Consider the following 12,416-nt stretch of genomic DNA (forward strand, 5'->3'; position numbering starts at 1 on the left):
AACCCATGCGGCAATCCGGTGTTAATCTCTATTTCACCATGTTCACGCGCGGACCCGCAACCCCTGTCATGCAAACAAATAATCTGCCCCGGATGAAACCGAGGCAGATTGCCATTGACGAAATCAGACCCCGAGCTTACCGAGTGTCTTCAACTCACGCAGTGCCTCGGCATCGCGGGCGGACACATCCGGGAATTCCGGATCAGAGCCCACATCCGTCGTATAACGCCAGGACCGCGCGCATTTTTCGCCTTCGGCACGGACGGGCACGACGGCCACACCCTTCACATCGCCAAGCGTGAAAGCGCCTTCCGGTGCCGCAGCATCGCTGAACGAGATGCCGCTGGTGATGCAGATTTCCGCGAAATCGAGACCATCGAGCGAATCGCTCAGGCTCTTTTCGGAGATATGGACCACCGGCGAAGCTTCCAGCGAAGAGCCGATGCGCTTATCCGCGCGTTCCAGTTCGAGAGCGCCGGTCACGACACGGCGAACCGCACGCACCTTGCGCCACTTTTCGGCCAGCACATCGTCGCGCCATACAGCAGGCGTCGGGCGGAACTGCTCGGCATGGACCGAAACCGACTGCGGATAACGGTCGAGCCATGCTTCTTCCATGGTGAAAGGCAGCATGGGCGCCAGCCAGGTCGTCAGGCGGTCGAAGATTTCGCGCACGGTCTGCAACGCGGCTTGGCGGCGAACGCTCGATGGCGCATCGCAATAAAGCGCATCCTTGCGAATATCAAAATAGAAGGCCGAAAGCTCGACATTCATGAAATCGATCAGAGAGCGCGCAATGCGTTTGAAGTCAAACGTGTCATAGCCGGAGCGGACAAGCTCATCCAGCTCCGTCAGACGGTGCAGCATTAGGCGCTCGAGTTCCGGCAGATCGGCATGAGCGACTTTTTTGCCTTCGTCATGCGCCAGCGTACCCAGCATCCAGCGGATGGTGTTGCGCAGCTTACGATAGGCGTCGATATTGGTCTGGATGATGCTCTTGCCGAGGCGCTGATCTTCCCAATAATCGGTCGTCATGACCCACAGACGCAGAATATCCGCGCCGGATTCCTTGATGACGTCCTGTGGCGTGACTGTATTACCGAGCGACTTCGACATTTTCTTGCCGTGCTCATCCATGGTGAAGCCATGGGTCACGACGGCATTATAAGGCGCCCGACCGCGCGTGCCGCAGCTTTCCAGAAGCGACGAATGGAACCAGCCACGATGCTGGTCCGAGCCTTCGAGATAGACATCCGCCGGCCACTTCATGTCCGGGCGGTCTTCCAGCGTGAAGGTGTGGGTCGAACCGGAATCGAACCAAACGTCCAGGATGTCGCGCACCTGCACCCATGGCTCATCGGCGCGGTTGCCAAGGAAACGCTCGCGCGCACCTTCGGCAAACCATGCATCAGCGCCTTCGGCTTCGAAAGCATCGAGAACACGCTTGTTGACTGCGTCGTCCTGAAGGATGTTGCCTCCTTCGTCCACGAAAACGCAGATCGGCACGCCCCAGGCGCGCTGACGCGAAAGCACCCAGTCCGGACGGCCTTCGATCATCGAGCGCAGGCGCGTCTGGCCGGCAGCCGGTACGAAACGCGTATCGTCGATGGCCTTCAGCGCGCGCGAGCGCAGCGTGGTACCGTCGCCGAGGTTCTTGTCCATATAGACGAACCATTGCGGCGTATTGCGGAAGATGACCTGCTTCTTGGAACGCCAGGAATGCGGATAGGAGTGCTTCAGGCGACCGCGAGCGAAGAGCTTGTCACGGGCGATGAGCTCATCCATCACCGACTTATTGGCGTCGCCCTTCTTGCCGTTGTCGTCGATGACGCGCGCAGCACCGCCTTCGCGATCCGGACCGAAGCCAGGCGCGTCCTTGGTATAGTAGCCATCGTCACCGACCGGGAACGGGATGCTCGGATCGATACCCCGCGCTTCCAGTTCACGAACATTGTTCATCCAGGCTTCAAAGTCTTCACGACCGTGGCTTGGCGCGGTGTGAACGAAGCCCGTACCTGCATCGTCGGTCACATGATCGCCGTCGAGCATCGGCACAACGAACTCATAACCGCCGCCAAAACCTTTCAGTGGGTGATCCAGCACGATCTTGCCGAGTTCGTCCGCCGAGATACCGCGCAAGCGTTTGAACTGGAGCTTCGCCTTGGCGAAGCTTTCTTCGGCCAGCTTGTCGGCGAAGACGAGCTTTTCGCCCGGACGCGGACCAAAATCGTTTTCGGCTTCCGTGACTTCATAAAGCCCGTATTCAATACGCGACGAATAGGACACAGCGCGGTTGCCGGGGATGGTCCAAGGTGTGGTCGTCCAGATCACCACGGCGCTGCCGGAGAGATCGTTCTGGCCTGCGACCGGGAACTTGACCCAGATCATATCCGACTCGACATCGTGATATTCGACTTCGGCTTCGGCAAGCGCCGTGCGCTCGACGACCGACCACATCACCGGCTTGGAACCGCGATAAAGCTGACCGGAAGCCGCGAACTTGAGAAGTTCGCCAGCGATACGCGATTCAGCGTGGAAGTTCATCGTGGTGTACGGATTTTCAAAATCGCCAAGAATGGCAAGGCGCTTGAACTCTTCCGACTGAATCTTGATCCATTTGGCAGCGAATTCACGACATTCCCGGCGGAATTCGTTGATCGGCACTTCGTCCTTGTTCTTGCCCTCGGCGCGATATTTTTCCTCGATCTTCCACTCGATCGGCAGGCCGTGGCAATCCCAGCCCGGAACGTAGTTCGAGTTATAACCACGCATCTGGAACGAGCGCGTGATGACGTCCTTGAGGATCTTGTTCAACGCATGGCCGATATGGATATTGCCGTTGGCATAGGGCGGACCATCGTGCAGCACATAGAGCGGGCGATCCTTCGCCTGCTCGCGCAGCTTCTTGTAAAGGTTCATGCCCTCCCAGCGTTCGACAAACAGTGGCTCGCGCTGCGGCAAGCCCGCGCGCATGGGGAATTCGGTCTGCGGCAGATAAAGGGTTTTGGAGTAATCGATTTTGGTCGTCTCAGTCATGAGGGTATTCGCCTGTGAAGCCCTGACCAGAAATGGCGGGCATGTGGATCAAAGAAAACAGGGGACTGTAGAGCACAGTCGGTCGTTCCCGGACCTCCGCGCCAGATATTGCCTGGCAACACAGCCATTCAGGCAAAGCGGGAGGCCGGGCCAATAATTCGTATGGCCGTCATGATAAGCCGAAAATCCGTCATCATGGGCACGCTTTTAGCAATGAGCTTCGCAGGAATAAAGAGGCCAGAGGGGCAAAGACGCAATAAAACTGCATCCCTGCCCCTGAAAAGGTTCACATTGATGCCGCTGAGGTCAATCCAACGAGAAATCGAAACGATAGGTCGCAGACAGACCAACCATAAACTGGTTCGGGGACCCGCGCTCCTTGACGATACTTGAATCCTTTGCCGCCCCTTGGAGACGACTATATTCACCGAACAGGCTTGTATCGATCTTGTCGGTCGCCTTCCACGTAATGGCGCCGCCAACACCAGCCGACTTGAAACCGCCGCCCGGATTATACTCTGAAAGTCCTGAGGCGACTGCTTCCTCGGCATCGACGCCGAAATAGGTCTTGAAGTAATCTTTCGAAGCGAAGGTCGCACGTGGACCGCCCGACACGCGAATGACTGGCGTCACATCGTAGAATGCATCAGCAGCAATATCAGCTACAACGCCTTTATGCGCACGGATACCTTGACGGACTTCGCCGCGCACCCGCAGCCAGTCGGTTGGATAAACATCAACGAACGCACCCGCCTCGCCGCCAAATTTCGTGTTCTTGAGGCCATGAATATCGTCATCTCGTTCGAAAAGAAGTTTGCCAGCAAGACCGACGCGAAAGCGATCATTGTCGATCAAGGCGAAAGATACGTTGTCATTTCGCGACGAAAAGCGTGTCGCCTGCCCCTGTCGGCCAAGTGAGATCAACGGCTGGGCGGAAAAGCGATATTTGTTCGATCCTTCGAACTTCGGGGCAACGAGACCCGCTGCGCCAACCTTGAGATACCAGTCACCGGACCAGAAATGCTTGCGTGCGGGCTGACCCGTTTCTGCCGCATAGATATCAGCTTGCTGTATATCAGCCGAAAACGCGAGTGAACCACCTGTAAAAAATGCAGCACCTGCAACGAGGGCCAGCGAAACAATACGTGCCACATTCAACTCCAACAAAAAGCACCCCAATAAATTTTGAGGCATTTATCACTTTTTGTCGAGAATAAGTAAAATTTGATTTAAATCTTAAGTGGAAAATGAAACTAAAACTCGCCTCACGCGAAAGAAAGCAACCGGTCCAGTTCCGAAAGCGGTTTCGCGCCTCCAAGCAAGGTTCGTGACTCCGCATCATCGCGCTTCATTTGCTCGATCAACGGATCAAGGCCGTCAAACTTAATCTCGCCACGCAGGAACCCGAAAAACGACACGCAAGCGGTCTCACCATAAAGATCGCCCGAGAAATCAAAAAGAAAGGTTTCAAGAAGAGGGCTACCATCACTATCGACAGTTGGACGACGACCGAAACTTGCAACCCCGTCATAAAGGTCGCCATTCTCGCGTCTGAACCTGACGGCATAGATTCCATGCTTCAGGCCTGCCTGCGCATCTATTCTCATGTTGGCGGTCGGAAATCCAAGGGTTCGCCCGAGCTTTTTCCCGTGAATGACTTCGCCGCACACCATATAGCGGTAACCAAGAAGTCCCGCGGCTTCAGCGACGTCACCTTCGCAGAGCAAATTTCTTATGCGGGTCGATGAAACAAGATTACCGCCTTCGTCGGTAAAGGCTTCAACAAGTTTTACCGTGAACCCGGCCGTTTCTCCTGCTTTTTGAAGAAACTCCGGCGTCCCACGACGCCCCTTACCAAAATGAAAATCGTAACCAGTAACCACACAGCTTGCGTGTAATCTTTCAACCAGAATGTGCTCGACGAAATCTTCCGCCGAACGGGATGAGAACTCGCCGGTAAATGGTTGTTCAACGACAGCGTCAAACCCCATAAGACGTAGAATTTCAGCCTTCTTTATCGCCGCAGTCAAACGATCGATCGGCACATCCGGTTTGAAAAAACTGCGGGGGTGAGGTTCGAATGTGAGGACCACCGCAGGCAAACCGCGTTTTTCGGCGATCTCCAGCGCACGCTCCAGCACAGCCTGATGGCCGCGATGGACACCATCGAAATTACCGATTGCCACCACACAATTCTGCAGGCGTTCCGGCAAGGAATCCGTTCCAGAAAGTCGCTGAAAGCTGGGTTTAGTCATTTTGATCTGAACTTCGATTGGTCGTAACGAGATTGTTCGAACTCAAACAAGAGCGTTAAGCGCAGCGACCGGTCGATTGCCGTGCTTCTGGAGAAAGGCTTCCATTTGAGCGATATCAACCGTGCCATCGGTTGTATAGTCCGCTGCATGAACCCCACCGGATACGTAAAGCACATCCAGTCCGAAATCGGCAGCGCCCTTCACATCTGTTAGAACACCATCTCCAATACCAAGAATTCGGCTTTTCTCAACTTTCTCGCCGCGAATTTCTTCGGCGAACCGCAATGCCGCCTCGTAAATCGGGCGATGCGGCTTTCCGGCTATGAGGGTGCGTCCGCCCAACTGGCCATATTCGCGCGCTAGTGCCCCGGCGCACCAGATCAGCCGCGTACCGCGCTCAACCATGATGTCCGGATTGGCGCAAATGAACGGAAGGTTGCGCGAGCGCAACCGGACCAGCAGTTCCTTGTAATCTTCCGGCGTTTCGACTTCATCATCATAGAGTCCGGTACAGACAACCCCTGAAGCTTCAAACTCCTCAACCAGCTCAACGTCGAGACCATCATAGATGGTCAGCTCGCGTTCACAGCCGATATGGAACACCTTTCGCGGACCTTCCGCTATCAGATCACGGGTTACATCGCCGGATGTGACAACACGATCATATGTATCGACAGGCACACCAAGCCCCAACATCTGCTTTTCGACATCTGGATGAGGTCTTGGAGAATTGGTTACCAGAATAACCGTGACGCCTTTGGCACGCGCAAGTTTTAGCGCATCAATTGCAGCCGGATATGCCGACACACCATTATGCACCACACCCCATACATCACAGAAGAGCACATCGTACTGGTCGGTCAGATCGTCGAGGCGTTCGAGCTGCTTCATGGTTTCCTCTTGATAATCCATCTGTAAGGCGAGAACCGCTATAGGGTGTCTGGAAGACTGCCGGAAAGGCTGCCAGCGCTCCATCTAGCGTAGAGCACCACATCTGTCACGGCTTTTGGCCGATATATCCGCGCGACGAAGCGCGTCCAATTATCCCATAGTGCATTTCACCGATCATTTACCGTGCTTCGTGACCGACTGTTAGAAAGATGCTGATAGGAGCGGATACAACTTTTCATTTCATGTGTCACAAACACAACCATCGGCGGGGGCCAAATTGAAAAACTGGGTTACACAAGTCCGCAGGCTTGCGCAGCATATTTTTCACTGTTCGCCGCAACTGATGGGTCCAAATTTCATCAAGGACGAGCGCGGCAATTTTGCGATGATAACGGCTTTGATGCTGGTGCCTCTGCTTCTGGCAGGCATGATCGCGGTTGACTCCGCCAATCTTATGCGCGTGCGCAACAATGTGCAGGCCTCGCTTGATGCCGCCGCCCTTGCTGTAGGCAAGAAATTTTCGACCGGTGCGACCCAATCCGATATGCAAGTTTATGGTACACAAGTTTTCACCGCCAACCTGACAGCATTGAGCATGGACGCAGTTCAATTTCAGGTCACCTTTCCCGAAGGCAAGCAAGCCGATCAACAAATACAAGCTACTGCCGATTTCACGTACCAGTCCCTTTTTGGTGTCATTGCATCCCGCCTGCTGGGAACAGAACGAAATGATTGGGATGATAAAAACTATGCGCTTCGGTCAGCCGTAAGACTCAAAAATACAATCGAAGTTGCGCTCGTTCTCGATAATTCCGGTTCGATGGATTACTCGGGAAGTGGCTCGAACAAAAAGCGCATGGATCTGCTTAAGAGCGCCGCTAAACAGCTTGTAGAGACCATGGCTGCCCAATCCTCCATCGTCACACGCGTCCAAAAACCTGTACAGTTTTCTCTCGTCCCGTTCGCAGGATCTGTCAATGTTGGTCCGCAATACTTGAATGCACCCTGGGTGGATACGGCCGGGTTTAATAAAGTTAGCTTTGAAAACTTCGACCTCCCAGTTACAATCGACAACAAACGCAAGATCATTGAAGACCCTGTTGGAAGTAAGCGTTTCTACAAATCCGGCTCTGGCTGGGGACAAGACGACGGAAAGCCGTTCTCCCGTACCGTACTTTATAATGACATTTCAGCAAAAGATGCCACACCCTGGTTAAAATGGGGGGGGTGTGTTGAGGCTCGCAGTGGCAAGTATGCACTGGATGTTTCCGCCCCTGTAATCAGTAATCCAGCCACCATGTTTGTGCCGATGTTCGCGCCCGATGAATACTACAACAGCGGCAGAGACCGAGGGCTGAACTATTGGTGGAAGGAAAATTTGTCCGGCAGCAACTATCAAAAACTTCAGCGCGATATCACGAAGTATTATCTTAAGGAAAAAGGAGCTCGCCCCGATGAAAAAAGCGGGCCGAACTACAGTTGCACAACCTCTCCTCTAACGCTACTTACAGATGTATCTCAAGACGAAGGTAAGAAAGCGATTCTGGACGCGATCGAGACCATGAAATCCGACGGCGGCACAAACGTACCTGAGGGATTAGCTTGGGGATGGCGAACCATTGCTCACGCAGCTCCCTTTACTGAAGGCAGACCCGAAAACGAGCGCGGAAATGATAAAGTTGTCATTGTTCTGACAGATGGCGCCAACACTTACTACACTTATAAATCCTTGTTGGGGAGCAACGGCTCAGATCGAGCTGGCAACCAATCCTACTATTCCGCTTACGGTTATACGCGAGAGGTTCCTGCCGAATATGGGCACACCCGACTATTTCAGGAGACGAGCGTAAATGAGGCCCAAGACAACACGGTCTATGGCAGAGCTATGAATGCGAAGTTCGCAACGCTCTGCAACAACGCAAAGGCTGCAAATGTCATCATCATGACCGTGGCACTCGATCTTAGTGCCGACAAGAGCGATGAGAAAGCACAGATCGATCTACTTCGATCCTGCTCCTCCGACTCTCGCGTTCGTATGGAAAGCGGTAAACCTGCAAAGCTTTTCTGGAACTCTACCGGCGGGGACCTAGCAGAAACTTTTCGTCAGATCGGCGACGAGCTGTCAAATCTTCGCATCGTCGGTTGATATCGTAATCCGTGCCACCATATGCGGAGTTGGCAATGGCCAACCTTGGCTGTTCCGCGTCCAAAACCGTGCAAATTAACCATCATTCGCCTGTCAAATTTCTCAGGCAATCTTGACAAGATCAGGTCGGGCTTCTATCTCAGAGCCACGTTAGCACTCTCGCGTGATGAGTGCTAACAAGCGCGGATCGGCTCGATCCGTTAACAGGGTTCAACGTCTATAACACCAAGGGTTATACCATGGCTGATATCAAGTTCCGCCCGCTTCATGACCGCGTCGTCGTTCGTCGCGTTGAATCGGAAGCCAAGACCGCTGGCGGGATCATTATCCCTGACACCGCCAAGGAAAAGCCGCAGGAAGGCGAAATCGTCGCTGTCGGCACTGGCGCTCGTGACGAAGCAGGCAAGCTGATCGCTCTCGAAGTCAAGGCTGGCGACAAGGTTCTGTTCGGCAAGTGGTCGGGCACCGAAGTCAAGATCGGCGGCGAAGATCTGCTGATCATGAAGGAATCCGACATTCTCGGTATCGTCGGCTAATCCTTCAGGTTCGCGCCGGTTAGGCGAAGCCAGAGATTAGTTTCTACCTGAATATCAATTCACCATAATCTGACCGGGACATTTCCCAGGAGAGTAAAATGGCTGCAAAAGACGTAAAATTCGGTCGCACTGCGCGCGAAAAGATGCTGCGCGGCGTCGACATCCTCGCTGACGCTGTTAAGGTAACGCTTGGCCCTAAGGGTCGTAACGTTGTTATCGACAAGTCCTTCGGCGCTCCGCGCATCACCAAGGACGGCGTATCGGTTGCCAAGGAAATCGAACTCGAAGACAAGTTCGAAAACATGGGCGCACAGATGCTGCGCGAAGTGGCTTCGAAGACCAACGACACTGCCGGTGACGGCACCACCACCGCGACCGTTCTCGGTCAGGCTATCGTTCAGGAAGGCGCAAAAGCTGTTGCTGCCGGCATGAACCCAATGGATCTGAAGCGCGGCATCGACCTCGCAGTGACCGAAGTTGTTACTAACCTTCTCGGCAAAGCCAAGAAGATCAACACCTCGGAAGAAGTTGCTCAGGTTGGCACGATCTCCGCTAACGGCGAAGCTGAAATCGGCAAGATGATCGCTGAAGCGATGCAGAAAGTCGGCAACGAAGGCGTCATCACGGTTGAAGAAGCCAAGACCGCTGAAACCGAACTCGAAGTCGTTGAAGGCATGCAGTTCGACCGTGGTTACCTGTCGCCTTACTTCGTCACCAACCCGGAAAAGATGATTGCGGACCTCGAAGACGCATACATCCTTCTGCACGAAAAGAAGCTTTCGAACCTTCAGGCCCTTTTGCCAGTTCTCGAAGCTGTTGTTCAGACTTCCAAGCCACTCGTCATTATCGCTGAAGACGTTGAAGGTGAAGCTCTTGCAACCCTCGTCGTCAACAAGCTGCGTGGCGGCCTGAAGATTGCTGCCGTCAAGGCTCCTGGCTTCGGCGATCGCCGTAAGGCAATGCTCGAAGACATCGCGATCCTCACCGGCGGTCAGGTTATCTCCGAAGACCTCGGCATCAAGCTTGAAACCGTTACGCTCGACATGCTTGGCCGTGCAAAGAAGGTTTCGATCTCGAAGGAAAACACCACGATCGTTGACGGTGCAGGCCAGAAAGCTGAAATCGACGCTCGCGTTTCGCAGATCAAGCAGCAGGTTGAAGAAACCACTTCTGACTACGACCGTGAAAAGCTTCAGGAACGTCTCGCCAAGCTCGCTGGCGGCGTTGCCGTGATCCGCGTTGGTGGCGCAACGGAAGTTGAAGTTAAGGAAAAGAAGGACCGCGTTGACGATGCCCTGAACGCAACCCGCGCTGCGGTTGAAGAAGGTATCGTTGCCGGTGGCGGTACCGCTCTGCTCCGCGCTTCGGCTCAGATTGCTGCCAAGGGTGCAAACCCTGATCAGGAAGCTGGCATCAACATTGTTCGTCGCGCTCTGCAGGCTCCAGCTCGCCAGATCACGACCAATGCTGGTGAAGAAGCTTCGGTTATCGTTGGCAAGATCCTTGAAAACGGCTCGGATACCTACGGCTACAACACAGCCAATGGTGAATTCGGCGACCTGATCAAGGCTGGCGTTGTCGATCCGGTTAAGGTTGTTCGCACCGCTCTGCAGAACGCAGCATCGATCGCCGGTCTTCTGATCACCACCGAAGCTATGATCGCTGAACTGCCGAAGAAGGATGCCGCACCTGCTGGCATGCCTGGTGGCATGGGTGGCATGGGCGGCATGGATTTCTAAGAAATCCATAAAGCTCGCCCATGAGTACAATGCCCGCACTGCAAAGCGGTGCGGGTGGCAGCATGGATTTCCAAGAAATCCATGGAGCTCATTTCGATGAAAATACAAGAAAGGCGGCCCTTGGCTGCCTTTCTTTTTACGTTAGGTAACCATTTGTGATTTATGTAAAATTTACTCTGCTCACGCTTTGCGGCAACGAAGCTTGTATTTTAGAAACTTCTGATTGACTCCCGGCCGTCAATCATGGTCAATCCCGAATGACATAAAGATGGACTTCCTGTTTGCCCCCGCACTTTGGAAGTCCTGTCTCAGGCAACAGGAAAGGCAGGCTTCGGCCTGTCTTTCCACTTGCACTCCTTTAAAGGTTCAACCCTTATTCCGCAGCGTCGATCTGTGCCTTGCCTGATGCCAAGGCATCATAACGAGCACGGGCCATCATTACTTTTGCTTCATTGGCTATCGCCCACTCACCCAGCGCACGCACGGGCCGCAAAAGATCACGCCCCATTTCTGTCAGTTCATATTCGACCTTGGGCGGAATTGTCGGGAAGATGGTACGTTTGACGAACCCGTCCCGTTCCAGATTACGCAATGTCGTCGTCAGCATTTTCTGGGAAATACCGTCTACGGTTCGGCGCAATTCGTTGAAACGCATTGGGTGATTGCCGAGGTAACTCACCACAAGGACTGTCCATTTATCGCCAACACGAGACAGAATTTCCGTTACGGTCCTGCACGCATTGGTTTCCTTGAAGTCACCGGGTTTCATAAAAGTGCCTCCTTGCGCCGTGAATAGGTCACTTATATAGCGTCGGTTTCCAACAGTTACCACTCTGATAGAGGTATTTTCAATGTCTAAGCTCAAAGTCGCCGTTATTGTCGGCAGCACACGCGAACAGCGTTTCGCCCCCGTGCCTGCGCAGTGGATTGCAAAACTCGTTGCGGAACGGCCGGAACTGAATGTGGAGATTCTCGATCTCGCCGACTATCCGATGAGCTTCTATGGCGCCCCCTCCACCACGACGGCTCAAGCTGAAACTGCCGACAAATGGAAAACCAAGCTTCGCGAATTCGATGCCTATATTCTCACTGCGGCCGAGTATAACCACGCTCCTACTGCCGTTTTGAAGAACGCCATCGACTATGGTGACTGGATTCAGAAGCCAATGGGATTTGTCGGCTATGGTGGCGTCGGTGGCGCTCGCGCTGTCGAACAATTGCGAATGATCGCTGTCGAAATGTCTTCGATGTCGGTCAAAACCGGCGTCCATATCCTTTTTCCCGATTATCTCTCTGTCGTTAAAGGTGAGAACACGCTCGACGACCTCCCTCATCTGGCAGAGGCTGCCAAGAACATGCTCGATCAGTTGATCTGGTGGGGTAAGGCGCTTAAATCCGCTCGCGCCGTATGACATAGTGCAAGCCGGAACGTTAGAATTCCGGCTTGCCGCTACCAGTGTGCGCCCTATGATTATCCACAGTCACAATGGAATGGATCATCATATGCGCAAAGAACTTCCCATCGCCACGGCCCCAAAAGATGGCCGCAAGATAACAGTCGTCTGGACCGATGAAGACGACCAGCGCAACGAGTCAATTGCTCAATATCGAACGCTTGCTCAGTTGCAGGCTGGTGGCGGGCAATGGGACGAAACCGATACTGGCTGGTGGACTTTCACCGACAGCAAAACCCAGCGCAAAATAGAACCTACCGCCTGGATCTCCGAGACGGATGACGGCGACGAAGAAGACGATGCGTGACCGGGCAATCCCGGTCAACAAAAATTGACTTTTTCAATCATATTTTATCAAA

General features: G+C 53.8%; 10 protein-coding genes. 5 read left to right on the forward strand and 5 right to left on the reverse strand.

Annotated elements, in window-relative coordinates; translation table 11 throughout:
• Nucleotides 1-123 precede the first annotated feature (123 nt).
• The 4 genes from ileS to ACYSN1_RS12535 form a co-directional block, all read right to left on the reverse strand.
• A complete protein-coding gene (ileS, locus tag ACYSN1_RS12520) occupies nucleotides 124-3,036 on the reverse strand; it encodes an isoleucine--tRNA ligase (RefSeq protein ID WP_461725981.1) in 2,913 nt (970 codons plus the stop codon).
• A 306-nt stretch (nucleotides 3,037-3,342) separates the two neighbouring features.
• Nucleotides 3,343-4,203 (reverse strand): MipA/OmpV family protein, encoded by an 861-nt coding sequence (locus tag ACYSN1_RS12525; RefSeq protein ID WP_461725982.1) that lies wholly within the window; start codon nucleotides 4,201-4,203, stop codon nucleotides 3,343-3,345.
• Nucleotides 4,204-4,301: 98 nt separating this feature from the next.
• Complete coding sequence (locus ACYSN1_RS12530; protein ID WP_461725983.1) at nucleotides 4,302-5,291, reverse strand: bifunctional riboflavin kinase/FAD synthetase; 990 nt, start codon at nucleotides 5,289-5,291, stop codon at nucleotides 4,302-4,304.
• Nucleotides 5,292-5,333: 42 nt separating this feature from the next.
• Entirely contained in the window at nucleotides 5,334-6,182 is an 849-nt protein-coding gene (locus ACYSN1_RS12535; RefSeq protein WP_461725984.1) for a TIGR01459 family HAD-type hydrolase, read from the reverse strand.
• Nucleotides 6,183-6,459: 277 nt separating this feature from the next.
• Between ACYSN1_RS12535 and ACYSN1_RS12540 the strand changes: the two genes are divergently transcribed.
• The 3 genes from ACYSN1_RS12540 (at nucleotide 6,460) to groL (ending at nucleotide 10,603) form a co-directional block, all read left to right on the forward strand.
• Nucleotides 6,460-8,328, forward strand: a complete 1,869-nt coding sequence (locus ACYSN1_RS12540) for a TadE/TadG family type IV pilus assembly protein (protein ID WP_461725985.1) — start codon at nucleotides 6,460-6,462, stop codon at nucleotides 8,326-8,328.
• 239 nt (nucleotides 8,329-8,567) lie between these two features.
• Nucleotides 8,568-8,864, forward strand: a complete 297-nt coding sequence (gene groES / locus ACYSN1_RS12545) for a co-chaperone GroES (protein WP_140022693.1) — start codon at nucleotides 8,568-8,570, stop codon at nucleotides 8,862-8,864.
• Nucleotides 8,865-8,962: 98 nt separating this feature from the next.
• On the forward strand, nucleotides 8,963-10,603 hold the full coding sequence (groL, locus tag ACYSN1_RS12550) for a chaperonin GroEL (protein ID WP_461725986.1): 1,641 nt from the start codon (nucleotides 8,963-8,965) through the stop codon (nucleotides 10,601-10,603).
• 373 nt (nucleotides 10,604-10,976) lie between these two features.
• Here groL and ACYSN1_RS12555 read toward each other — a convergent pair whose 3' ends face one another.
• On the reverse strand, nucleotides 10,977-11,372 hold the full coding sequence (locus ACYSN1_RS12555; protein ID WP_140022696.1) for a winged helix-turn-helix transcriptional regulator: 396 nt from the start codon (nucleotides 11,370-11,372) through the stop codon (nucleotides 10,977-10,979).
• A gap of 82 nt (nucleotides 11,373-11,454) precedes the next feature.
• Here ACYSN1_RS12555 and ACYSN1_RS12560 point away from each other — a divergent pair, with 82 nt between their 5' ends.
• Complete coding sequence (locus tag ACYSN1_RS12560; RefSeq protein WP_461725987.1) at nucleotides 11,455-12,015, forward strand: NADPH-dependent FMN reductase; 561 nt, start codon at nucleotides 11,455-11,457, stop codon at nucleotides 12,013-12,015.
• Nucleotides 12,016-12,106: 91 nt separating this feature from the next.
• Nucleotides 12,107-12,364, forward strand: coding sequence for a hypothetical protein (locus ACYSN1_RS12565; protein WP_461725988.1), 258 nt, complete (start codon nucleotides 12,107-12,109; stop codon nucleotides 12,362-12,364).
• Nucleotides 12,365-12,416 lie beyond the last annotated feature (52 nt).

This window comes from Brucella sp. LJL56 (assembly GCF_054871705.1).

Coding starts and splice junctions, on each gene's coding strand:
- ileS (WP_461725981.1), bottom strand. CDS start 3,036: ATGACTGAGACGACCAAAATCGATTACTCCAAAACCCTTTATCTGCCG.
- ACYSN1_RS12530 (WP_461725983.1), bottom strand. CDS start 5,291: ATGACTAAACCCAGCTTTCAGCGACTTTCTGGAACGGATTCCTTGCCG.
- ACYSN1_RS12535 (WP_461725984.1), bottom strand. CDS start 6,182: ATGAAGCAGCTCGAACGCCTCGACGATCTGACCGACCAGTACGATGTG.
- groES (WP_140022693.1), top strand. CDS start 8,568: ATGGCTGATATCAAGTTCCGCCCGCTTCATGACCGCGTCGTCGTTCGT.
- groL (WP_461725986.1), top strand. CDS start 8,963: ATGGCTGCAAAAGACGTAAAATTCGGTCGCACTGCGCGCGAAAAGATG.
- ACYSN1_RS12555 (WP_140022696.1), bottom strand. CDS start 11,372: ATGAAACCCGGTGACTTCAAGGAAACCAATGCGTGCAGGACCGTAACG.
- ACYSN1_RS12560 (WP_461725987.1), top strand. CDS start 11,455: ATGTCTAAGCTCAAAGTCGCCGTTATTGTCGGCAGCACACGCGAACAG.
- ACYSN1_RS12565 (WP_461725988.1), top strand. CDS start 12,107: ATGCGCAAAGAACTTCCCATCGCCACGGCCCCAAAAGATGGCCGCAAG.